The sequence below is a fragment of the Nonomuraea sp. NPDC049655 genome (genome assembly GCF_044465465.1).
Lineage (GTDB): Bacteria > Actinomycetota > Actinomycetes > Streptosporangiales > Streptosporangiaceae > Nonomuraea.
Genome location: NZ_JBITLS010000026.1, coordinates 11,519 through 32,871, shown reverse-complemented (window position 1 = coordinate 32,871; position 21,353 = coordinate 11,519). Strand labels below are relative to the sequence as shown.

The 21,353-nt window shown below is 71.4% G+C and carries 21 protein-coding genes and 1 riboswitch; of the genes, 9 read left to right on the top strand and 12 right to left on the bottom strand.

Going from position 1 to position 21,353, the window contains the following annotated elements; translation table 11 throughout:
- Positions 1–22 precede the first annotated feature (22 nt).
- Together ACIBQ6_RS49305 and ACIBQ6_RS49300 are read left to right on the top strand one after the other, a co-directional pair.
- On the top strand, positions 23–313 hold the full coding sequence (locus ACIBQ6_RS49305; protein WP_397219444.1) for a hypothetical protein: 291 nt from the start codon (positions 23–25) through the stop codon (positions 311–313).
- 91 nt (positions 314–404) lie between these two features.
- On the top strand, positions 405–791 hold the full coding sequence (locus tag ACIBQ6_RS49300; protein WP_397219443.1) for a DUF5130 family protein: 387 nt from the start codon (positions 405–407) through the stop codon (positions 789–791).
- A gap of 234 nt (positions 792–1,025) precedes the next feature.
- Here ACIBQ6_RS49300 and ACIBQ6_RS49295 read toward each other — a convergent pair whose 3' ends face one another.
- The 3 genes from ACIBQ6_RS49295 to pepN all read right to left on the bottom strand — a co-directional run bounded on the left by ACIBQ6_RS49295 (position 1,026) and on the right by pepN (position 6,275).
- Positions 1,026–1,976, bottom strand: a complete 951-nt coding sequence (locus ACIBQ6_RS49295) for a hypothetical protein (RefSeq protein ID WP_397219441.1) — start codon at positions 1,974–1,976, stop codon at positions 1,026–1,028.
- Positions 1,977–2,089: 113 nt separating this feature from the next.
- Positions 2,090–3,616, bottom strand: coding sequence for a protein kinase (locus ACIBQ6_RS49290; protein WP_397219439.1), 1,527 nt, complete (start codon positions 3,614–3,616; stop codon positions 2,090–2,092).
- 94 nt (positions 3,617–3,710) lie between these two features.
- Positions 3,711–6,275: an aminopeptidase N gene (gene pepN / locus ACIBQ6_RS49285; protein ID WP_397219437.1), complete on the bottom strand. Its 2,565-nt coding sequence runs from the start codon at positions 6,273–6,275 to the stop codon at positions 3,711–3,713.
- Positions 6,276–6,365: 90 nt separating this feature from the next.
- Between pepN and ACIBQ6_RS49280 the strand changes: the two genes are divergently transcribed.
- Both ACIBQ6_RS49280 and ACIBQ6_RS49275 read left to right on the top strand, forming a co-directional pair.
- The gene (locus ACIBQ6_RS49280) at positions 6,366–6,986 is read left to right on the top strand and encodes a disulfide bond formation protein DsbA (protein ID WP_397219435.1); all 621 of its coding nucleotides are present in this window, start codon (positions 6,366–6,368) and stop codon (positions 6,984–6,986) included.
- Positions 6,987–7,116: 130 nt separating this feature from the next.
- The gene (locus tag ACIBQ6_RS49275) at positions 7,117–8,520 is read left to right on the top strand and encodes an aldehyde dehydrogenase family protein (protein WP_358294658.1); all 1,404 of its coding nucleotides are present in this window, start codon (positions 7,117–7,119) and stop codon (positions 8,518–8,520) included.
- 18 nt (positions 8,521–8,538) lie between these two features.
- Here ACIBQ6_RS49275 and def read toward each other — a convergent pair whose 3' ends face one another.
- Positions 8,539–9,024: a peptide deformylase gene (def, locus tag ACIBQ6_RS49270; protein WP_352360448.1), complete on the bottom strand. Its 486-nt coding sequence runs from the start codon at positions 9,022–9,024 to the stop codon at positions 8,539–8,541.
- 90 nt (positions 9,025–9,114) lie between these two features.
- On the opposite strand from def, the gene ACIBQ6_RS49265 reads away from it, so the two are divergent.
- Complete coding sequence (locus tag ACIBQ6_RS49265; protein WP_352323623.1) at positions 9,115–9,582, top strand: ribose-5-phosphate isomerase; 468 nt, start codon at positions 9,115–9,117, stop codon at positions 9,580–9,582.
- On the opposite strand, the gene ACIBQ6_RS49260 is transcribed toward ACIBQ6_RS49265, so the two are convergent.
- Both ACIBQ6_RS49260 and ACIBQ6_RS49255 read right to left on the bottom strand, forming a co-directional pair.
- Positions 9,579–9,725, bottom strand: coding sequence for a hypothetical protein (locus tag ACIBQ6_RS49260; protein ID WP_352360444.1), 147 nt, complete (start codon positions 9,723–9,725; stop codon positions 9,579–9,581). The two genes, ACIBQ6_RS49265 and ACIBQ6_RS49260, sit on opposite strands and share 4 nt — an antisense overlap.
- A 24-nt stretch (positions 9,726–9,749) precedes the next feature.
- Positions 9,750–10,982, bottom strand: a complete 1,233-nt coding sequence (locus ACIBQ6_RS49255; RefSeq protein ID WP_358294655.1) for a GNAT family N-acetyltransferase — start codon at positions 10,980–10,982, stop codon at positions 9,750–9,752.
- 118 nt (positions 10,983–11,100) lie between these two features.
- Here ACIBQ6_RS49255 and ACIBQ6_RS49250 point away from each other — a divergent pair, with 118 nt between their 5' ends.
- Entirely contained in the window at positions 11,101–12,216 is a 1,116-nt protein-coding gene (locus tag ACIBQ6_RS49250) for a PP2C family protein-serine/threonine phosphatase (RefSeq protein WP_352323620.1), read from the top strand.
- A gap of 168 nt (positions 12,217–12,384) precedes the next feature.
- Here the strand turns inward: ACIBQ6_RS49250 and ACIBQ6_RS49245 are convergent, their stop codons facing one another.
- Positions 12,385–12,981, bottom strand: coding sequence for a response regulator transcription factor (locus ACIBQ6_RS49245; RefSeq protein WP_397219433.1), 597 nt, complete (start codon positions 12,979–12,981; stop codon positions 12,385–12,387).
- A 155-nt stretch (positions 12,982–13,136) separates the two neighbouring features.
- Here ACIBQ6_RS49245 and ACIBQ6_RS49240 point away from each other — a divergent pair, with 155 nt between their 5' ends.
- Positions 13,137–14,438, top strand: a complete 1,302-nt coding sequence (locus tag ACIBQ6_RS49240) for a M50 family metallopeptidase (RefSeq protein WP_358294654.1) — start codon at positions 13,137–13,139, stop codon at positions 14,436–14,438.
- A 26-nt stretch (positions 14,439–14,464) separates the two neighbouring features.
- On the opposite strand, the gene ACIBQ6_RS49235 is transcribed toward ACIBQ6_RS49240, so the two are convergent.
- Entirely contained in the window at positions 14,465–15,610 is a 1,146-nt protein-coding gene (locus tag ACIBQ6_RS49235; RefSeq protein ID WP_397219432.1) for an amidohydrolase family protein, read from the bottom strand.
- 150 nt (positions 15,611–15,760) lie between these two features.
- Between ACIBQ6_RS49235 and sigJ the strand changes: the two genes are divergently transcribed.
- Positions 15,761–16,669 (top strand): RNA polymerase sigma factor SigJ, encoded by a 909-nt coding sequence (gene sigJ / locus ACIBQ6_RS49230; RefSeq protein WP_397219430.1) that lies wholly within the window; start codon positions 15,761–15,763, stop codon positions 16,667–16,669.
- A gap of 15 nt (positions 16,670–16,684) precedes the next feature.
- On the opposite strand, the gene ACIBQ6_RS49225 is transcribed toward sigJ, so the two are convergent.
- The 3 genes from ACIBQ6_RS49225 to ACIBQ6_RS49215 all read right to left on the bottom strand — a co-directional run bounded on the left by ACIBQ6_RS49225 (position 16,685) and on the right by ACIBQ6_RS49215 (position 19,721).
- Positions 16,685–17,662 (bottom strand): hypothetical protein, encoded by a 978-nt coding sequence (locus tag ACIBQ6_RS49225; RefSeq protein ID WP_397161717.1) that lies wholly within the window; start codon positions 17,660–17,662, stop codon positions 16,685–16,687.
- 5 nt (positions 17,663–17,667) lie between these two features.
- Positions 17,668–17,806, bottom strand: a riboswitch (cyclic di-AMP (ydaO/yuaA leader).
- Between the two features lie 68 nt (positions 17,807–17,874).
- Positions 17,875–18,945: a galactose-1-phosphate uridylyltransferase gene (gene galT / locus ACIBQ6_RS49220; RefSeq protein ID WP_358294646.1), complete on the bottom strand. Its 1,071-nt coding sequence runs from the start codon at positions 18,943–18,945 to the stop codon at positions 17,875–17,877.
- Positions 18,942–19,721 carry a DeoR/GlpR family DNA-binding transcription regulator gene (locus tag ACIBQ6_RS49215; protein WP_352360430.1) on the bottom strand — a complete coding sequence of 260 codons (780 nt, stop codon included), beginning with the start codon at positions 19,719–19,721 and terminating at the stop codon, positions 18,942–18,944. The genes galT and ACIBQ6_RS49215 overlap by 4 nt, the downstream gene beginning before the upstream one ends.
- A gap of 137 nt (positions 19,722–19,858) precedes the next feature.
- On the opposite strand from ACIBQ6_RS49215, the gene ACIBQ6_RS49210 reads away from it, so the two are divergent.
- Entirely contained in the window at positions 19,859–19,936 is a 78-nt protein-coding gene (locus ACIBQ6_RS49210; protein ID WP_397219475.1) for a 50S ribosomal protein bL37, read from the top strand.
- A gap of 39 nt (positions 19,937–19,975) precedes the next feature.
- Here the strand turns inward: ACIBQ6_RS49210 and ACIBQ6_RS49205 are convergent, their stop codons facing one another.
- The gene (locus ACIBQ6_RS49205) at positions 19,976–21,286 is read right to left on the bottom strand and encodes a TrpB-like pyridoxal phosphate-dependent enzyme (RefSeq protein ID WP_397219429.1); all 1,311 of its coding nucleotides are present in this window, start codon (positions 21,284–21,286) and stop codon (positions 19,976–19,978) included.
- Positions 21,287–21,353: the final 67 nt, after the last annotated feature.

Sequence of the window (21,353 nt, the reverse complement as noted above, 5' to 3'; positions counted from 1 at the left end):
GCCGGAGGATTACGTTCGTCGTGTGAACAGCGCGGCGGAGAGTCTGCTCTTTCTCATCGGGGTGTCCTTGGGGCTGTTCGTACTGATCAGCCTGCTGGTCATGGTGCCGGGGCGGGGCTCGTCCGGGGTGGTGGAGCCGGGCCCGGTGTGGCTGGGCGGGCCGTCCGGCAGCGAGCACGGCGTGAGCACGTCGACCCGGGTGCTGGCCGACGGCGCCGCCCCCTGGGCACGGACGTCCGAACTCGACTGGGCGGCCGCGGCCATGGCCGTCGAGCCGGACGAACACCTCGGCGGCGCCTCGGCAGGCTGGTGACGCAACGATGCACCCCCCGAACCACCCCTCAGAGCGGCCTTTGGAGCGACCCCTGACACGGTCATCGACACAGGCTTCGGCGCAGACACCGATGCGGACGCGGACCCGTGCGTCCAGGCGGGCACTGACGACGGCTCAGGTCGACGATCTCAGGAGGGCCGTCCAGAGGGCCGAGCGGCGCAGCGGGCTGCGCTTCGGCGTGTTCCTGGGCGAGCCGGTCGGCGCGCGACGGCACTTCGCCGAGCGCCTGCACACCGCCCTGGGCGCCGAGTCGGCCGACGCCGTGGTCGTGTTCGTCGATCCGGCGGGCCACGCCCTGGAGATCGTCACCGGCGCGAACGCGAGGCGGCGGCTGAGTGACGGCGCCTGCCGGCTCACCGCCCTGTCGATGGCCACCGCCTTCAGCGCGGGCGACCTGATCGGCGACCTCCTGCACGGCATCACAGCCCTCGCCGACCAAGCCACCCCCCACCACTAATGGCACCACCGGGTCGGCCACGCTCTCACGCGCCCCCCTTCCGTGCCGGGCACACCACCGCCGTCGGCTCAGGTGTGCTGTGTGCTGAGGCAGCTCAGGGGGCGGTCCTTTCGGGACTGGATGTGCCGTTGCCTCAGCCTGTGTGCGCTGTGCCTGGCGGCGGGCAGGCGTGCCGTCCCCCCGCACCGCGAGGGGGACGTGCCCGTCGGCTCAGGTGTGTTCGTGGGGGTGTGGTCAGGCGCGTTGCAGCAGGGTGACGACGTGGTCGCTGACGCCGGCGAGCAGGCTGGACGGTTCGATCGGCGCTCCGGCCACGGCCGAGAACAGGGCGGGCAGCCCCGGCAGCGGGAAACCGTCGTCCTTGGCGGCCGCGGCGCCCACCACGTTCTTGTCCAGCGCCGTCCGGCTGCGCTCCCAGGCGTCGAGCACCTCCTCCGGCGACGGCACCCCGAACCCGTGCCCGACGGGCGCCGCGTGCCGCAGCCGGACGAGCGGCGTCTCGGCGAAGGTCAGCGCGGTACGGGCGCGTACCTGCAGGTCGGCGCGGGGCTCGGGGTCGATCCAGTCCATGGCCGTGCAGGGGTTGCGGCAGGTCGCGACGCAGACCGCGAGCGCGCCCGCCAACTGGCTGTGCTGCCGGTCGAAGTAGGCCCGCCAGCCCTCGCCGGGTTCGACCGACACCCGCAGCGTGCGGTTCGTGGCCGACTGCTCGGACTTGGTGTGGTCGCACTCACGGTCGCCGATCACGCCGAACCTGCTTCCGGGCGCGCTCAGCCCGGCGGGCCAGCGGGCCGGATCGCCGGCGTGGCCGAGCTGCGGCTCGAACGCCAGCAGCGGCAGGTATTCGCTGGCGATGTGCACGGCCGCGATCATGGGGCTCAGCTCCCGCCGGTGCCAGCGGACGGCGATCACCTCGAGCAGCAGGCCGTAGGCGGGCTTGAGCGACTCCAGGGCTCCGCGCGGCTGCTCCCGCGGCGTCTGCGGCATGTGGCAGGCGCGGGCGAGCCGGCGCAGGTCGGCCGGTACGGACCTGGCCTCGGCGGCGAAGTCCTCGGCGTCGAGCGAGAGCAGCCGCTGCCCGAACTCGCACACGTCGGAGATCTCGGCCGTGGGGGCGAGCGCCCCCAGATCGGCGAAGGCGTACCGGCGGGCGAGGGCGATCAGCAGCTCACGAGTCGAATCCACGCGAAGACTTTCTCACGATCTTGCAGCAGTCACGGACATGGGGCACGCACGCACCAGACGTCCCGGAGCGGTTACAGGTAGGGCGCGTTCACGCACCGGACGGCTTGGGGTGGTTACGGGCATGGGGCGCGTACGCATTGCACGTCTTCCGGCGGGCTGGTGACCGTGGGCTCGTCCGTGGGCTCCTCGGGGGGCTGGGTGGGCTCCTGTGTCGGCTCGGGCTCCGAGGTGGTCACGGTCGGCGTGGGCTTCGGCGAGACGGTGGGCGTGGCGCTCGGGGTGGTGGGGGCCACGGTCGGGCCGGGGGTCGCGCTGGTGGTGCCGCTCGGCTTGGCGCTCGGCACGGCCTTGGTCGGCGGCGCGGGCTCCTTGGTGGTGTGCTCGGGGCTGCTCGGGCTGTGGACCTGCGTGGTCTCGTCGGCGGGCGGCAGCACCTGGCCCGTGCTGGCGGGCTCGGCCGGACGCAGCCACACCGACCCCGCCACCGCGGCCGACACCACGACGGCGGCCGCCATCGTGGCCAGGGCCGTCAGCGTGCGACGACGGCGGGAGCTGCCGCCGGCGGGGGCCGACGGCATGGTGAGCGGCGAGCCGGGGTCGGCCACGGGCATGACGCCCGTCGGCTGAAGACCGGGGTGCGATCCCGTGGGAAGGCCCGGTTGGGAACCCGTGGGAAGGCCCGCGTGGGAGCCCATGGGCAGACCGGTGTGGGGGTCCGTGGGAAGACCTGCGTAGGAGCCGGTGGGGAGACCCGTGTGGGAGCCCGTCGTTGGCGGGGTCGCCGGAGGGACGGTGAGCGGCGAGCCGGGCAAAGCCGCGCCACTGACCGACGCGCGGGCCGCCCGCGCCATGTCGGACGCCGAGGACCAGCGCTGCGCCGGATCCTTCTGCAGCGCCCGCGTCACCACCTGGCGAACGGCGGGCGGCAGCTCGGCGGGCGGCTCGGGCACGGGCGCGTTGAGATGCTTGAAGATGATCTGCACAGGGGTGTCCCCCTGGTACGGCAGCCGCCCGGTCAGGCACTCGTAGGCCACCACGCCCAGCGCGTAGACGTCGACCGCCGGGGTGACCTCGTTGCCCGCGGCCATCTCCGGCGCGCAGTAGGCGGCCGAGCCGAGCATGGTGCCCGTGGCCGTGAGATGGCCGGCCGAGGCGGAGTGGGCGACCCCGAAGTCGGTCAGCGCGACCTGCCCGTCGGGCCGGACCATGAGGTTGGCCGGCTTGACGTCGCGGTGGACGATGCCCTGGGCGTGGGCCGCGGCCAGCGCGTCGCCCACCTCGGCGACCAGGCGCATGGCCTCCTGCGCGCCGAGCGGGCCGCGCCGCAGCACCCGGTCGAGCGACTCGCCCCGGACGTATTCCATCACCAGGTAGCTGACCCGGCGCCCGTCGGCCTCGTGGACGCCGTAGTCGTAGACGCCCACCACGCCGCGGTGCCTGAGCGTGGCCATGGCCCTGGCCTCGTTCTGGAAGCGCTGGGTGAAGGTGGGGTTCTCCGACAGGGCGGGCATCATCACCTTGACCGCGACGGCCCGGCCCAGCACGAGGTCGTCGGCACGCCAGACCTCGCCCATGCCGCCGCCGCCGAGGCGGTCGGCCAGCATGTAGCGGTCGTTGAGCGTGGTACCGGCGCCTAGCACGTACTTGAGGCTAACACCCGGTCTCCGTGCTCAGGCCGTATTCGCCGCAGCGCGAAGCCAGGTCCCCGCCGGGTGTGGCGGGGACCCGGACGGATCAGGCCGACGCGGCGTCGGTCTCGCGGTTGCGCAGGGCGCGGCTGACGCCGTCGGCGCCCTCCAGGATCAGCCTGCGCAGGGCCTGCGGCGGCTGCTCGGCGGCCAGGAAGTCCTGGGCCGCCTTGACCGTGGCGGGCTCGATGAGCAGCGCGGGGAAGCAGTTCATCGCGAACGTCGAGGCCTTCTCGAACGTCCACTCGCGGTAGACGCGCCCGACCTCGGCGAAGTACTTCTCCCGGTACGGCTCCAGCAGCTCGGCGTGGTGGGCGTCCTGGAAGCCGGCGATGGTGTTGCGGGCGATGTGGTTGGCCAGGTCGCCGCCCACGATCCGGTCCCAGGCCGCCGCCTTGGCCTCGGCCGTCGGGATCGCGGCCCGGCACAGCGCGGCCGACCGCTCACCCGTCGCCGTAGGGTCGCGCTCCAGCTCGGCGGCGATGTCGGGCTCGCCCAGCCGGCCGCCGGAGACCAGCGCGGCCACCAGCGTCCAGCGCAGGTCGGCGTCGACGGTCAGGCCCTCGGGCACGCCGGTGCCGTCGAGGATGGCCTGCAGCAGGTCGAGGTCGGCGCCGGCGACCGCCACCGGGGCGAACGCCTGGAGGAAGGCGAGCTGGTGGTCGGAGCCGGGCGCGGCCGAGCCGATCAGCGAGCGCAGCTCGGCGGCCAGCAGCGCCTCGCCCTCGGCCCGCCAGGCCGGGGCGGCGTACTGCTGGACGGCCTGGCGCGCCTGGCGCAGCACCGCCTGCAGGACCGTGATGTCGGAGACCGTGCCCGCGCCGGAGATGACCAGCCTGACGTAGTCGCGGGTGGACATCTCACCGTCGCGGGTCATGTCCCAGGCCGCCGACCAGCACAGGGCGCGCGGCAGCGACTCGGTGAAGGCCGCGATGCCGCCCTCGACGAGCGTGCGCAGGGAACGCTCGTCCAGCCTGATCTTGGCGTAGGTCAGGTCGTCGTCGTTGAGCAGCACCAGGTCGGGCTGCTCGGCGCCGACCAGCTCGGCCACGCTGGTACGGGCGCCCACCACGTCGAGCTCGACCCGCTTGGTCCGGGTGAGCACGCCGTCGGCCAGCGAGTACAGGCCGATGGCGATGCGGTGCGAGCGCAGCGTCGGGTAGTCGGCCGGGGCCTCCTGGAGCACCTCGAAGGAGGTGAAGCGGCCGTCGGACACCTCGAAGGAGGGCCGCAGCGTGTTGACCCACGCGGTCTCCAGCCACTCCTTCGACCACGACGACAGGTCGCGGCCCGAGGTGCGCTCAAGGGCGGCGAGCAGGTCCTTCAGCTCGGTGTTGCCCCAGGCGTGCTCGGCGAAGTAGTCGCGCACGCCGGCCAGGAAGTTGTCCAGGCCGACGTAGGCGACGAGCTGCTTGAGCACCGAGGCGCCCTTGGCGTACGTGATGCCGTCGAAGTTGACCTCGACCGCCTGCATGTCGGGGATGTCGGCGGCGATCGGGTGGGTGGAGGGAAGCTGGTCCTGGCGGTAGGCCCAGGACTTCTCCACGTTGGCGAACGTGGTCCAGGCGCCGTTGCCCCAGCGGGTGGCCTCGGCCTGGGCCAGCACGGACACGTACGTGGCGAAGGACTCGTTCAGCCACAGGTCGTCCCACCAGCGCATGGTGACCAGGTCGCCGAACCACATGTGGGCCATCTCGTGCAGGATCGTCTCGGCGCGCCGCTCGACGACCGCGTCGGTCACGCGGGAGCGGAAGACGTAGTCCTCCAGGAACGTCACGCAACCGGCGTTCTCCATCGCGCCGGCGTTGAACTCGGGCACGAAGAGCTGGTCGTACTTGGTGAAGGGGTAGCGGACGCCGAACACCCGGTGGAAGAAGTCGAAGCCCTGCCTGGTGACCTCGAAGAGGTTGTCGGCGTCGAGGTGCTCGCCGAGCGAGGCGCGGCAGTAGAGCCCGAGGGGGATGCCGTCGTGCTCGGAGGTGACCTTGTAGTACGGCCCGGCCACCAGCGCGGTGATGTACGTCGAGATCACCGGCGTCGGCTCGAACTCCCAGCGCCTGGCCGCCTGGACGCCGCCGTGGCGGCCGGACCGGCCTTCGAGGTCCTCGACCTTGGCCGCGGCGCCGTTGGAGACGACCTCCCAGTCGGCGGGGGCCAGCACGGTGAGCTGGAAGACGGCCTTGAGGTCGGGCTGGTCGAAGCAGGCGTACATGCGGTGGGCGTCGGCCGTCTCGAACTGGCTGTGCAGGTAGACCTTCTGGTCGACCGGGTCCACGAAGCGGTGGAGACCCTCGCCCGTGCGCATGTAGCTGCAGTCGGCGTCGACCAGCAGCTCGTTGGACTCCGCCAGCGAGGGGAGCGGGAAGCGGCCCTTCTCGGCGTCATAGGAGGAGACGTCGAGGTCGGCGCCGTTGAGGGTGACCTTGCGCACGTTGGCGCCGTGCAGGTCGATGAAGGTGGAGGCGCCCGGGCTGGTGCTGGTGAAGCGCACCGTCGTGACGCTCTCGAAGCGCTCGTCCCCCTCCGTCAGGTCGAGTGCGACCTCGTACGACTCGACCTTCAACAGCCGGGCACGCTCGCGAGCCTCGTCCCGGGTCAGGTTGCCTGCCAAGTTGCGCTCCTTTTCACCACTTCGTTGTAGTTTGTCGGTATCCTGCCACGCCGGGAATAGGACCTCGACACCCTCAGGTTATGGCCCCACGTGACTGAGAAGATTCCCGTGGACCTGTGGTTCGATCCTTTCTGCCCTTTTGCCTGGGCGACGTCACGATGGCTTCTCGAAGTGGAGAAGGTACGCGCCGTCGAGCCGCGCTGGCACGTCATGAGCCTCAACGTCCTCAACGAGGGCAAGGACGTGCCCGACTCCTACCGTGAGGCCATCGCCAGGGCCATCGAACCCGTCCGCGTGGTGGCCGCCGCGCGGGCCGCGCACGGCGACGAGGTCGTCGGCCCGCTCTACACCGAGCTCGGCACGCGCCTGCACAACGAGCGCGGGATGAAGGACCTCAGCCGCCTCGGCGAGCTGATCGAGGACTCCCTGGAGGCGATCGGCCTCAGCCGCGACCTCGCCGCCGCCGCCCACTCCACCAAGTGGGACGACGCCGTACGCGCCTCCCACCAGGAGGGCATCACGCTGGTCGGCCAGGACGTCGGCACCCCGGTCATCCGCGTCGGCGCCAACGCCTTCTTCGGCCCCGTGATCACGTCCATCCCGAGGGGCGAGGACGCGGGCAGGCTGTGGGACGGCGTGCTTCTCGTCACCGAGTTCGAGGACTTCTTCGAGCTCAAGCGCACTCGTACCAGACAGCCCACCTTCGACTAGATATGTCGCCACCGCCGGGGTAAGACTCATACCCCGGCGGTAGGTTCTCGGACGCGCGGAGGATGAGGAATCCCCCTCTGCTCGATCCGTGGTCTCGCCAGCCCCACGACGTGCACGCGAGGATGGCCCCATGCGCCAGCTGTATATCGGCGGTTCCTGGAACGCCTCTACGTCAGACGAGTCCATCGAGGTCGCCAACCCGGCCACGGAGGAGATCATCGACCGGGTGCCCGCGGGCACCCCCGACGACGTCGAGGCGGCGGTGTCGGCGGCGCGGGAGGCGTTCCCCGCCTGGTCCGACACCTCGGCGGCCCAGCGCGGGAAGCTCCTCGGCCACGCGGCCGAGCTGCTCAAACAGCGCGCCGAGAGCGTCGCGGCGACGATCGCCACCGACATGGGCGCGCCCCTCGGCTTCGCGCTCAAGGTGCAGACGCTGATGCCCGCCGCCGTCCTGTCCTCCTACGCGCAGCTGGCCGAGAGCTACCCGCGCGAGTCCCGCATCGGCAACTCGCTGCTGGTCAAGGAGCCGATCGGGGTCGTCGCGGCGATCACGCCCTGGAACTACCCGCTGCACCAGATCATCTGCAAGGTCGGCCCCGCGCTGGCCGCCGGCTGCACGGTGGTGCTCAAGCCCAGCGAGGTGGCGCCGCTGGCGGCGTACGCGCTGGCCGAGATCCTCGACGAGGTGGGCCTGCCGCCCGGGGTGTTCAACCTGGTCAGCGGGCGCGGCCCGGTCGTCGGCGAGGCGATGGCCGCCCATCCCGACGTGGACATGGTCTCCTTCACCGGCTCCACCGTGGCCGGCCGCCGGGTCGCCGCGCTCGCCGCCGAGACCGTCAAGCGGGTGGCGCTGGAGCTCGGCGGCAAGTCGGCCAACATCATCCTGCCCGACGCCGACCTGGCCACGGCCGTCAAGGTCGGCGTGGCCAACTGCTTCATCAACGCCGGCCAGACCTGCTCCGCCTGGACCCGCATGATCGTCCACCGCGACCAGTACGACGACGCCGTCCGCCTGGCCGTCGAGGCGACCCGCAAGTACACCGTCGGCGACCCCTTCGACGAGGCCACCAGGGTCGGACCCCTGGTGTCGGCGGCCCAGCGCGACCGGGTGGTCCGCTACATCAACCGGGGCCAGGAGGAGGGCGCCAGACTCGTCGCCGGCGGCACCGAGCGCCCGCGCGAGCGCGGCTTCTACGTCGAGCCCACGGTCTTCGCCGCGGTCGAGCCGGGCATGACGATCGAGCAGGAGGAGATCTTCGGGCCCGTGCTGGCGCTGATCCCGTACACGAGCGAGGGCCAGGCCGTGGAGATCGCCAACGCCACCAGGTACGGCCTGGCCGGCGCGGTCTGGTCGGGCAGCCAGGAGCGCGCGGTCGCCGTCGCCCGCAGGCTGCGCACCGGCCAGGTCGTCGTCAACGGCGGCCAGTTCAACCCGCTGGCCCCCTTCGGCGGCTACAAGCAGTCGGGCGTGGGCCGGGAGATGGGCGAGTTCGGCCTGGAGGAGTACCTGGAGATCAAGTCGTTGCAGCTGTAGACCCCGGCCCGCCGCGGCCTACGCGCGCAGCATGATCCTGCGGGCCTCGTCCTTCGGCAGGCGGTCGACGTACAGCCTGCCGTCGAGGTGCTCGGTCTCGTGCTGGAAGCAGCGCGCCAGCGAGCCGCGGGCCTTGATGCGCACGGGCCGCTGGAGCCGGTCGACGCCCTCGACGGTGACGCCCGCGGCCCGTGCGACGGGGGCGTAGATCGGCGTGCGGGTGCGGCGGTCGGGCACCGACAGGCAGCCCTCCTCGTCGGAGACCTCCTCGGCATCGTCGACGGTCAGCACGGGGTTGGCGACATGGCCCTTGCGCCCGGCGATGTCATAGACGAACAGCCGCCGCGACACGCCGATCTGCGGACCGGCCAGGCCCACGCCGTTGACCGCGTACATCGCCTGGAACATCTCCTCGATCAGGCGGCGCAGCTCGCGGTCGAAGTCGGTGACGGGCTCGGCGGGCGTGCGCAGCACCGGATCGCCGATGACGCGGATCTCACGCATGCGTCTCCACTTTCGTAAGGACTGGGGAACGGTAGGGGTCCTTACTCTAGCCAGCGAGTGGGATCGGCGGGGCTGTGGAAGACTGGACGGGTGCGTGTCTACATCGGTGCCGACCATGCCGGCTATGAGCTCAAGAACCACCTCGTGTCCTGGCTCAAGGACCACGGCCACGAGGTGACCGACTGCGGTCCCTTCGTCTACGACGCCGAGGACGACTATCCGGCGTTCGTCCTGCGCGCCGCCGAGGGCGTGGGCGGCGACCCCGGCAGCCTGGGGGTGGTGATCGGCGGCTCGGGCAACGGCGAGCAGATCGCGGCCAACAAGGTGCGCGGCATCCGCGCGGCCCTGGCCTGGAGCGAGGAGACCGCCTCGCTGGCCCGCGAGCACAACAACGCGAACGTCGTCAGCATCGGCGCGCGCATGCACACGACCGAGGAGGCGACCAGGTTCGTCGAGGTCTTCCTGACCACCTCCTTCTCCGGCAGCGAGCGCCACAGCAGGCGCATCGCGCAGCTGACCACCTACGAGACGATCGGCCAGCTGCCCTCGCTGCCCTAGGTCTTGCGCCTGGCCTCGCGCCGGGGCGTCTCGTCGCGCAGGGGCCGCCGGTCGGCGGCCTCCTGCTGCTCCTTCGACGGCCTGGACACGTCGCGGGCCCGCATGGCGATGGTCGCGGTGATCTGCAGACTTTGCAGGGCCATGCTCAAGAGCCTACGTCGTGTGTCTCAGAACACCAGCCCGGCCAGCGGCTTGGGGCTCCACGCCATGGCCGCGGCCAGCGCCCGCACCGCGCCCGGCGTGTGCTCGCGCAGCAGGCCCGCGTCGAGCTGCGCGCCGAGCAGGCCGTCGCCCATGTACGCCGAGCCGAGCGCGGACACCGGCACCGTCAGGTGCGGCTCGTCGTCCACCGGCTTGCACTCCGCGCCGGTGGTGTCGGCGGTGAGCCGCCGGCGACCGGCGTTCCAGGGGCACACGTCGTCCTCGATCTCGATCACCAGGTCCACGGGGGCCGCGTAGGCGCGGGCGGTCAGGGCCCGGTCGACGTCCACCAGGCGTACCCACAGCTCGTCGGACCAGGTCGCGCGCAGCTGGCGGGAGTCGGCGAGCAGCGCGATCAGGGCGTCGTCCACCGGCCGGGCTTCCGCCTCCAGCCTGGTGATCAGGTCACGGTCCAGCATGTCGCGCCACAGCAGGGCGTAGGCCGCCGGATCGGTCGCCTCCAGCTCGAACACCCGCAGCTCGCCGCTGGGCACGCCGTTGGCGTCCCACGCCGACTTGGTGCGGAACAGCGCGTAACCGCGCACCTCCTGGTCGTCCTCGGCGAGCACCGCGCGCAGCGAGCCCCAGCCGCCCCTGTCGTGCTCCTCGTCGGCCAGGAAGGCGTCCCAGACGTGCCGGGTGCGCTCGTACCGGCCCGGACGCCGGGTCACGACGGCGGCGAACACCTTCTCGAACTCGGCCCTGGCCTCGGTGGGGGAGACCACCCTGAGCCGGAGCGCCGGGTCGGTGGGGGCGTCCCGCACGAAGGCCGAGCGGTGCTTGTCAATCTTGTACGACAGTTCGCTGGCCGCCCGTCCGTACCCGAACCTGCCGTAGATCAGCGACTCGGAGGCGTAGAGGGCGGCCACCGACTCGCCGCGGTCGCGGATGTCGGACAGCTGCCGGCGCATCAGCGCGGACAGCACGCCGCGGCGGCGGTGCGAGGGAAGCACGCTGACCGCGGTCACCCCGCCCACGGGGATCTGGCGTCCGCCGGGGACGGTCATCGTGAGGCTGAAGACGGACGTGACGCCCGCCATGGTGGTGCCGTCGAAGGCGACCAGGGTGCGGTCGAACTCCGTGGCCGCCTTGTACCGCTCGTCCTGGGTGGGATGCGGCGTCCAGCCGAACCCCTCTGCGAGCACGCCGGCGAAGCCCGGCCACTCGGATTCGTCAATGGGACGGATCGGATAGGTCATCCGTCCACGGTAGGAGCGGGCAAAGGGGGACGGCCACCCAATATCCGTGCTTAATGATCAAGGCCTTGGTCAAGTGGGCTGCCCAAACAGGGGTCAGACCGATACAGTCACACGCATCATGAGTTCCCGTCCGGCGCCGTTGATTCCGCCACGGGTCCGTGCGGTCCTGGTGCGGGTGCCGTTCCTGGTGTCCGCCGTCCGGTTCGTCCGGAGAGGGCCGCTGGCCCGTGACCGCAACCTGCTCATCACATTGACCGTGCTCTCGCTCGTCATCGGGCTGCTGGCGGCGAAGGTGTCCACCGAGTGGTTCTCGCCGTCGCTGCTCATCCTGGTCACCCTGATCGGCGGGCTGCAGCTGCGGCTGCGCAGCCTGGTCAAGCTGCTGGTGGCGGTGGGCGTCGCGCTGACCTACGTCGCGGCCACGCTCGGGGTGGCGCGGGTGGGGCTGGGGCTCACGGTGACGATCGTGTTCACCACCGTGCTCGCCGTGCTCATGGCCCGTACCCGGGGCAAGCTCGGCGTCCAGGGGCTGCGCGGCGACGCGATGCTGCTGGAGCTGCGCGACCGGCTCAGGAGCCAGGGCGAGCTGCCCCCGCTGCCGAAGGACTGGGGCGGCAAGGTGGTGCTCAAGCAGGCCGGGGGCTCGTCGTTCGGCGGCGACTTCCTGGTCTCCATGCGCGACGGCGACTCCGTGGAGATCGCCCTGGTCGACGTCTCCGGCAAGGGCGTCGACGCCGGCACCCGCGCGCTGCTGCTGTCGGGCACGTTCGGCGGGCTGCTCGGCTCGGTCGACGACTTCCTGCCCGCGTGCAACGCCTACCTCCACCGCCAGCGCGGCGACGAGGGTTTCGTGACGGCCGTGCACGTACGCCTCGACCTCGCCACCGGCGACTACACGATCACCTCGGCCGGCCATCCGCCGGTGGTGAAGCTCGACTCGGGCACCGGCAACTGGCAGGTCGCCTCGGCCAAGGGCGTGGTGCTCGGCGTGGTGCCCGACCTCCACTGCGAGCCCGACAGCGGCACCCTGCGCAAGGGCGACGCGCTGCTGCTCTACACCGACGGCCTGATCGAGCAGCCGGGGCGCGACATCGACGCCGGCCTCGACCGGCTGCTCGGCGAGGCCGAACGGCTGCTGCCCTCCGGTTTCCGCGACGGCGCCAGGGCGCTGGTCAACGCGATGTCCTCGGGCCACAACGACGACTGCGCGCTGGTGTTGATCTGGCGTCCGTAGTGACGTTTCACATGGGTCAGGTCGTGATGGCGGTCACTGGCAACGGGTTCGGCGGGCTGAGATCATTCGACTGTTCGGGTCCCGGCGGAGCGGCGCGGCTCCACCGGGCCCGTCATCTCGTCCGGTCCCGCACAATCAGCCGCTACAACCAGCCGCTACAACCAGCCGCTACAACCAGCCGCTGTCGCTGGCGATGCGCACGGCGTCCAGCCGGTTGCGGGCGCCCGTCTTGCACATGATCCGCGACAGATGGTTGCGCACGGTGCCGACCGACAGGAACAACTGGTCGGCGATCTCGGTCGATCTCGCCCCGCCCGCCGCGATGCGCAGCACGTCGAGCTCCCGCCGGGTGAGCGGGTTGGCGGCCGACTGCAGGGCCGCCACCGCCAGCTCCGCCTCCACCGCCCGCCCGCCCGCGGCGACCTGGCGCACCCCCTCGGCCAGCCGCTCGGGCGCCACCCGCAGGCTCATGAACCCCAGCACGCTGCCGTTGAACGCCCTGCGCACCTGGCCGGGGCTCGGCCGGGCGGAGAGGATCAGCACCGAGCAGCGGGGGACCTGCTCGGTCAGATGCGTGGCGACCGGCAGGCCCGGCAGGTCGAGATCGACGATCGCGACGTCGGGCGCGCTCGACCGCGCGGCCGGCAGCACACCGTCGGGGCTGCCCGTCTCGGCGACCACCCGCAGGTCGGGCTCGGCTTCGAGCGTGGCCTGCAGACCGCGTCGCACCAAGGGCAGGTGTTCGGCGATGAGTATGCGGATCAAGACGTCCCCCTCCATCGTCTCCCAGGGTGATCGGCTGATCGCTTACTGTCAATGCGGTCCGTTGATTCACCAAAGTGCGGGCAAGCCCGAGGGATGTGCTGAGTTCGACTAGTCTGGGAACGTCGAGACCGTCTGTCTGCCTGGAGCGCGCGTAGATGAACTGGCTCTTTGTCGCCGGGATCCTTCTGTTCCTGGTGGGGTTGATGGTCTCCGTCGGCCTGCACGAGGTGGGCCATCTCGTGCCGGCCAAGATCTTCGGCGTCCGGGTCACCCAGTACATGGTCGGCTTCGGCTCGACGGCCTGGTCCATCCGCAGGGGCGAGACCGAGTACGGCATCAAGTGGCTGCCGCTCGGCGGTTACATCCGCATGATCGGCATGCTGCCGCCGCGTCCCGGCGACGCCCCCGGCAGGCTGCGCAGCGCGTCGACCGGGCCGTGGCAGGGCCTGATCGAGACCGCCCGCGAGGCCGCCATGGAGGAGGTGCGGCCCGGCGACGAGGACCGCGTCTTCTACCGCAAGAAGTGGTGGCAGAAGATCATCATCATGTCGGGCGGCCCGGCGATGAACTTCGTGCTCGCCTTCATCTTCTTCAGCGTCCTGCTGGTCGGCATCGGCCTGCCCAAGACCGCCCCGATCGTGTCGCCCGACACCAACACGTGCGTGATCCCCACCACCGAGGTGCGCAAGACGTGCGCGCCCACCGACGAGCGCACCCCGGCCGCCAAGGCGGGCGTCAAGGTCGGCGACCACATCGTCTCCCTCGACGGCCAGAAGATCGCGACCTGGCAGGACGCCACCCGCCTGATCCGCGGCCACGGCGCCGGCCCCGTCAAGCTGGGCATCGTCCGCGACGGCAGGCCGATGACGCTCGACGTCACCCTCATCGCCCGCGACATGGCGAACCCGACCGACGAGACCAAGATCGACAAGGGCGTCGGGTTCCTCGGCGTCGTGCCCTCCCAGGTCTTCGAGCAGCAGAGCATCGGGCAGGTGCCGGGCTACATGAGCGACCTGACCGGCCGCGTCGTGGGCTCGATGGTCAACCTGCCGGCGAAGATGGTCGGCGTCTGGAACGCCGCCTTCTCCGGCGACAAGCGCGACCCCGAGGGCCCGGTCGGCGTGGTGGGCGCGGGCCGGCTCGGCGGCGAGATCCTGGCCTCCGACATGTCCAACAAGAGCAAGCTGTTCACCTTCGTCAGCCTGCTGGCCGGGTTCAACCTGGCGATCGGCCTGTTCAACCTGATCCCGCTGCTGCCCCTCGACGGCGGCCACATCGCGGGCGGCCTGTGGGAGGGGATCAAGCGCGGCTACGCCAAGATCCTGCGCCGCCCCGAGCCCCGCTACGTCGACATCGCCAAGGTGCTGCCGCTCACGTACGCAATGGCGTTCGTGCTGATCATCATGGCCGGTCTGCTGGTCTACGCCGACCTGGTCAACCCCCTCACGCTCGGCTGACCCGGCCGGCGCGTCACGGGCGGGGGTCACCGCGCCTGGCGCACCCCGCGACGCCAGACCTCGGCGATGTCGCCGACGGCGGTGACGTCCCGGGTGGCGTCGCCCTCGACCAGCACCAGGTCCGCGCGCAGACCGGGGGCGATCCGGCCGCGGTCGGCCAGCCCGAAGTGCCGGGCGGGCACGCTGGTCGCGGCGGCCAGCGCCTCCTCGGCGCCGAGCCCGGCCTCGGTGAGCAACCGCAGCTCGCGGTGCAGGCCGGCGCCGTGGGCGGGCACAAATGGCGTGGCGTCCGTCCCGGCGAGCAGCGGCACGCCCGCGCGGCGCAGGGCCCGCAGCGCGCCGACGGCGTTGGCGGAGCTGCCCGGGCGGGCGCAGTCGGCGGTCTCGACGTGCTGAGCCGTGATCGCCTCGAAGTAGGCCAGCGTGGTCACCACGAAGACCCCCTGATCGCGCACCCGCCCGGCCAGGCGCGGCGAGGCCGGGTCGTCCGGCGTCAGGTCGGTCCACACGTGAGCCAGGCCGTCGACGCCGGCGTCGAGCGCGATCCCCACCTCGGCGGCGGTGACCGCGTGCGCGACGACCAGCAGGCCCGCCTCGTGCGCCGCCGCGGCCAGGGCGGCGGCGACCTCCGCCGTCATGACGGGGAGGTCGGCCCCGTGCACGGCGCCGTCGTCAATGACGATCTTGAGGTAGTCGGCCCCCTCGGCCAGCCTGGCCTGGACGAACGCCGGCGCCTGCGCCGGGTCGGAGACGAAGTCGATCGCCGTGACGTCGAGCCCGTCCAGGACGGTGCCCGCCAGGGCCGTCAGCAACTGGGTCGGGTGCCCGCCCGGGGCGGTGGCCAGCGTGCCGGCGCTGCGCAGGTCGGCCACGTCGTCGTTCTCGGCGGCCAGCCGCCGCTGCCCGGCGAGGATCTGCGGCAGGCAGAACATGTCGAGCTCGGTGGTGACCCCGTACCGCAGGGCCTGGGCCAGGCTGCCGTCGAACACGTGGGTGTGCGCGTCGATCAGGCCGGGCAGCAGCGTCCTGCCCGTGCCGTCCACCTCGGCGTCGGCCGGGTGGCCCGCGCCGCTGCCGACAGCGGCGATCAGGCCGTCCTCGATCATCACGTCGGCCGTCGCGACGGTCTGCTCGCCGTCGAACACCCTGACGTCGCGGATCAATGTACGCATCGAAGCTCTCCCTTGTGAGTCGTGACGCCACCACAGAGGGGCAACCGGCCGGGAACTGTGACATGAGTGGCATAGATCACGCTTGATGCCTTCATGTCACAATCGCCACGCATCGGGGCTCTTCGGTTACGACAGACGAGGAGGCACGCCATGACACCGACCCCGCGGCACCCCGCCGACGCCGCCACCGAGCAGTTCCTCGGCTACCGGGAACTGCTGTTCTCCGTGGTCTACAACATGCTCGGCAGCGTCGCCGACACCGAGGACGTGCTGCAGGAGGCGTGGCTGGCCTGGTCCGCCCGGCACCGCAGGCCGGACGCCGGACCGGTGGAGAACGTCCGGGCCTACCTGGTGCGGATCGCGGTGAACCAGGCGCTCGCCCGGCGGGCGGACCTGAGCCGTCGGCAGGAGACCTACGTCGGCCCCTGGCTGCCGGAACCGCTGGTCACGGCCCCCGACAACACCGGAGGCGCCGCCGAGAGCGGGGAGTCGTTGTCGATGGCGGTGCTGGTCGTGCTGGAGACCCTGTCACCGCTGGAACGAGCGGTCTTCGTGCTGCACGAGGTGTTCGGATTCAGCCACCCGGAGACGGCCGACATCCTCGGGCGCACGCCCGCGGCGGTCCGGCAGCTCGCGGCCCGCGCGCGCCGCCACGTCCACGCGCGCCGTCCTCGTCACCGGACCCAGCCCGACGTGCACGCCGAGGTGACCGAGCGGTTCGCCGCGGCCGCCCTCGGCGGTGACCTGCGGGCCCTGCTGGAGGTGCTGGCGCCGGAGGTGACCTTGTGGACCGACGGCGGCGGCAAGGGACCGGCCACCAGCCTGCAGCCGGTCCACGGCCGGGACCAGGTGGCGGCGCTGTTCATGTCCGTCGCCGCGACGCTGACCCCGGGCGCGGTGGACCTGCGTTACCGGCGGGTGGCCGGCGACCCGTGCGCGCTCGTCTTCTCCGGTGACGGGCCGCTGGCCGTGGTCGTCGTCGATCTCACGCCCGAGGGCGACCGGATCGCCGCCGTCTACTCCGTCACCAACCCCGACAAGCTCACCGGCATCCGCTGAGCCGCCGGTCCGCGGCTAGTTCATCGAGATGTGCACGTGGTCGTAGTGGTTCTCGGTGATGCTGCCGCGGTCGGACATCGAGCGCCAGCCCGAGCCCTGGTTGATGCGCTGCTTCCAGATCACGTACTTGACGCCCAGCTTGGCCTTGTTCTTCAGCGCCCAGTCGGCCAGCCGGTCGCCGAGGGCGTTGTTGACGGCGCTCGGCATGGTGCCGCCCGTGCTCATCATGAAGTCGCAGGCCCGGCCGAGCGGGTGCTCGCCGCTGGAGCCGGACCGGAAGCAGCCCACCTCGTACGGCAGCGAGAAGTTCTTCTGCACCTGCGCGCGCATCAGCCGGGTGCGCGGCGTGATGTTGTCCGAGCCGGCCGGCAGCTCGGGCGCCCAGCTCCCGTCGGACTTCTTGCCCGGCCCGAACGGCACCAGGTCCTGGAGCTTCTTCTTGATGTCGTCGATGACGTCCTGGGCGTCGTCGCGCTGCTCGGCCACCTCCGCCGTGCCCGCCTTCAGCTCCGTCGCGAGCGCGGCGGCGGCCGTGGCGGCCTTCTTCTGGTCGTCGCGGGCCTTGGCCACGCTGTCCACGACCGCCTGCTGCTCGGCGGTGAGCTGTTCGAGCACGGCCGCGCCGCCGCCGTCCGGGGTCATCATGAACGCCGGCAGGGAGGTGTCGCCGTTCTGGTAGCGCAGCCGGGCGATCTCGGCGACCCGCTGCTCGGCCGTGGCCAGCGCCTGCTCGGCGGCGGTGAGCCGCTGCTGGGCCGCGGTGGCGGCCTGCTGGGCCTTGGCCAGCTCGACCCGCTTGAGGTTGTACGTCTCGATGAGCTTGTCGACCTTGCGGTTGAGCTCCTTGAGCTGGGCCCGCAGCTGCGCCTCGGACGGCTTGGGCGCGGCCGCCACGGCGGCTGCCCCGGAGACCGAGGCGGCGGCCGGATGGACGAGCAGGGCGGTGGCGGTGATGAGACCGACGGCGAGACTCGCGGGGGACGAAGCCGCCACGTGGTTGTTCCTCTCCCTCTGCCGGCCGGGTTAGCTGACGGGTTCGGGCACGGGAGCAGTCCCTACCACTTGCGCGGATTCACCCCGGATGCGATGGGTCCCCGGCTCCCGGGCAACACGCCCGGGATTAGGCGTACAACGACCGTTATGGCCGATGTCTAACGGGATATTAGTGGTAGATCACGAGTCATGCGACTTTAATGAGAAACCAATTAGTGATCAATTCGTGATCGCAACATGCGTGCCGCCTCCTCCGGCAGCACGTCGTTGACGAAGGCCCCCATGGCCGACTCCGAGCCCGCCAGGTACTTCAGCTTCCCGGGCGCCCGCCTGATGCTGAACAGCTCCAGGCGCAGGTAGGCCAGCTCGCGACCGTACCGCACCGGCGCCTGGTGCCAGGCCGAGATGTACGGCATCGCGACCCCGAACAGCGCGTCGAGCGCCCGCAGCACCGAGGTGTACAGCGGCGCGAACGCGGCCCGCTCCTCCTCCGACAGCGCCGCCAGGTCGGGCACCTGCCGGTGCGGATACACGTGCACCTCGAACGGCCAGCGCGCGGCGGCCGGCACGAACGCCGTCCAGAGCTCGTTGGCGGCCACCACCCGCGTGCCGGCGGCCTGCTCGGCGGCCAGCACGTCGGCGAACAGGTTGCCGCCCGTGTGCCGAGAGGCGGCCCCCAGCTGGAGCTTGGTGCGCGGGGTCACGTAGGGATAGGCGTAGATCTGCCCGTGCGGGTGGGGGAGCGTGATGCCGATCTCCTCGCCCCGGTTCTCGAAGCAGAACACCTGCTCGACACCCTCCATGCCGGACAGCTCGGCCGTGCGGTCGGCCCACGCCTCCATGACCAGCCTGACCTGCGCGTTGGAGAGCCTGGAGAAGGAGGAGGAGTGGTCGGAGGTGAAGCACACCACCTCACAACGTCCGACACCCGGCCGCACCTCACTCAGGCCGCCGACATCCCCGTAAGTCCCAAAATTTCCGGAGAAAGAGGGGAAGCGGTTCTCGAACACCACCACGTCATAGTCATGGGCCGGGATCTCCGACGCCCGCGTGGCGGATGACGGGCACAACGGGCACTCGTCGGCCGGCGGCAGGAACGTCCGCGTCTGCCGGTGGCCGGCGATCGCGATCCACTCCTCGGTCAGCGGGTCGTAGCGCAGCTCGGAGGCCACCGGCCGCGGATCGAGCGGCCGCCGGTCGATCGCGCTCCGGTCGGCGTCGTCGCGCCGGTCGAAGTAGATCAGCTCTCGGCCGTCTGCCAGGTGGGTGATGGTGCGCTTCAAGGCGTGCCCTCCGCGATGATCAGTTCTCCGGCCCGTTCGGCCAGCTCGGTGCGTGCTTCCTCGGGCAGCCCCGCGTCGCTGATGACCACGTCGGCCTCGGTCAGCTCGGCGATCGTGCTGATGCCGACCGTGTTCCATTTGGTGTGGTCGGCGGGGACCACCAGCCGGTGCGCCGCGGCCACCAGCTCCCTGTCGGTCTCGGACTCCAGGAGGTTGGGCGTGGTGAACCCGGCGCGCAGGCTCATGCCGTGCACCCCGAGGAAGAGCGTGTCCACGTGCAGGCGGCGGATGGCCGCCACCGCCACGGGGCCGACGAGCGCGTCGGAGGGCGTGCGCACGCCGCCGGTCAGCACGACCGTGCGGTCGGCGCGCGGGTTGCGGTGGAAGACCTCGGCGACGGGGATCGAGTTGGTGATCACGGTCAGCTCGGCCACCGCGACGAGGTGGTGGGCCAGCGCCCACGTGGTGGTGCCGGCGGAGAGGGCCACGGCGGTGCCCGGCCGTACGAGGGTGGCCGCGTGCCGCGCGATGGCCTCCTTCTCCTGCTGCTGGCGGGCGGACTTGGCGGTGAAGCCGGGCTCCTCGGTCGAGCCGGGGCCGAGGGCCGTCGCGCCGCCGTGGACCTTCTCCAGCAGCCCGCGCTCGGCCAGCACCTCAAGGTCGCGGCGTATCGTCATGTCGGAGACGCCGAGCTCGCGCACGAGGTCGGCCACCCGGACGCCGCCGCTGCTGCGTACGCGTTCGAGGATCGTCTGCTGACGCTGCTGTGCGAGCACGCCCACCCCTTCCAACAGATTCCACCAAATTATGACACGAGTTTGTTGAGGAATGTTAGGTCGCGGCGTATCGCTTGTGCGGCCCGCGGGCAGGGGAGACCTTGTAGGTCACGATCCCGACCGTCGGAGGTGAGCCCATGGCGAAACGTGCACGCAAGGGCAGGGCGCGCAAGAAGAAGAAGGCGAACCACGGGAAGCGCCCGAACGCGAACTGAACACGGGTGGCCGCGGATCTCGCGGCCACCCGTGTCATCTCAGCCGGGCAGCTCGCTGAGCGCCTGGTCGAGGCGCTCCTGCGGAAGTGAGTAGTCCTCCAGTTCGCCGGCCAGGTGGCGGTCGTAGGCGGCCAGGTCGAAGTGGCCGTGCCCGCACAGCGCGGTGAGGATCACCTTCTCCTCGCCGCTCTCCTTGCAGCGCAGGGCCTCGGCGATGGTCTCGGCCAGCGCGTGCGTGGGCTCGGGGGCCGGGACGATGCCCTCGGTCCGCGCGAAGCGCACACCCGCCTCGAAGCACTCGCTCTGGGTACGGGTCACCGCCTCGAACAGCCCCAGCTCGTACATGTGGGACAGCAGCGGCGCCATGCCGTGATAGCGCAGCCCGCCGGCGTGGATCGGGTCGGGGACGAAGGAGTGCCCGAGGGTGTGCATCTTCAGCAGCGGCGTCAGCCCGGCGGTGTCGCCGAAGTCGTAGGCGTACACGCCGCGGGTGAACGACGGGCAGGCGGCCGGCTCGACCGCCCTGAACCGGGTGCCGATCCGTCCGGCCAGCTTCTCCCGCAGGAAGGGGAAGGCCAGACCGGCGAAGTTGGAGCCGCCGCCGGTGCAGCCGATGACCAGGTCGGGCAGCTCGGGCAGCTGCGCCAGGGCCTCCTCGCCGATCACCGTCTGGTGCATGAGGACGTGGTTGAGCACCGAGCCGAGCGCGTACCGGGCCTCGGGGGTCGCGGCGGCCACCTCGACCGCCTCGCTGATCGCCAGCCCCAGGCTGCCGGGGGAGGCGGGGTCGTCGGCCAGCGCCTTGCTGCCCGCGCCGGTGAGGGGGGAGGGGCTGGGGTGGACGATGGCGCCGTACACGCGCATGAGCGAGCGCCGGTACGGCTTCTGGTCGTAGGACGCCCGAACCATCCAGATCCGGCATTCGACGTCGAACTGGGCGCAGGCGAACGCCAGGGCCGACCCCCACTGTCCCGCGCCGGTCTCCGTGGTCAGCAGCCGCACGCCCTCCTTGGCGTTGTAGTACGCCTGCGGCACGGCGGTGTTCGCCTTGTGCGACCCGGCCGGTGAGACGCCCTCGTACTTGTAGTAGATGCGGGCCGGCGTGTCGAGGGCCTTCTCCAGCCGGTGCGCCCTGATCAGCGGCGTGGGCCGCCACAGCCGGTAGACGTCGATGACCTCCTTGGGGATGGGCACGTAGCGGTCGCCGCTGACCTCCTGCGCGATGAGCTCCATGGGGAACAGTGGCGCGAGGTCGTCCGGCCCCACGGGACGGCGGGTGCCGGGATGCAGCGGCGGCGGAGGCGGCACGGGAAGATCGGGAACGATGTTGTACCAGTTGCCAGGGATCACCGTTTCAGTTTGAGCCGCCCCTGTGGGCCGTCAAGGGTCTGGACACGGACACGTTCCTTCTTTACCT

What these genes read in the sequence shown, in the direction of transcription:
- ACIBQ6_RS49300 (WP_397219443.1), top strand. Translation starts at nt 405, where the DNA reads ATGCGGACGCGGACCCGTGCGTCCAGGCGGGCACTGACGACGGCTCAG.
- ACIBQ6_RS49275 (WP_358294658.1), top strand. Translation starts at nt 7,117, where the DNA reads ATGCGCCAGCTGTATATCGGCGGTTCCTGGAACGCCTCTACGTCAGAC.
- def (WP_352360448.1), bottom strand. Translation starts at nt 9,024, where the DNA reads ATGCGTGAGATCCGCGTCATCGGCGATCCGGTGCTGCGCACGCCCGCC.
- ACIBQ6_RS49260 (WP_352360444.1), bottom strand. Translation starts at nt 9,725, where the DNA reads ATGGCCCTGCAAAGTCTGCAGATCACCGCGACCATCGCCATGCGGGCC.
- ACIBQ6_RS49255 (WP_358294655.1), bottom strand. Translation starts at nt 10,982, where the DNA reads ATGACCTATCCGATCCGTCCCATTGACGAATCCGAGTGGCCGGGCTTC.
- ACIBQ6_RS49250 (WP_352323620.1), top strand. Translation starts at nt 11,101, where the DNA reads ATGAGTTCCCGTCCGGCGCCGTTGATTCCGCCACGGGTCCGTGCGGTC.
- ACIBQ6_RS49240 (WP_358294654.1), top strand. Translation starts at nt 13,137, where the DNA reads ATGAACTGGCTCTTTGTCGCCGGGATCCTTCTGTTCCTGGTGGGGTTG.
- ACIBQ6_RS49235 (WP_397219432.1), bottom strand. Translation starts at nt 15,610, where the DNA reads ATGCGTACATTGATCCGCGACGTCAGGGTGTTCGACGGCGAGCAGACC.
- sigJ (WP_397219430.1), top strand. Translation starts at nt 15,761, where the DNA reads ATGACACCGACCCCGCGGCACCCCGCCGACGCCGCCACCGAGCAGTTC.
- ACIBQ6_RS49210 (WP_397219475.1), top strand. Translation starts at nt 19,859, where the DNA reads ATGGCGAAACGTGCACGCAAGGGCAGGGCGCGCAAGAAGAAGAAGGCG.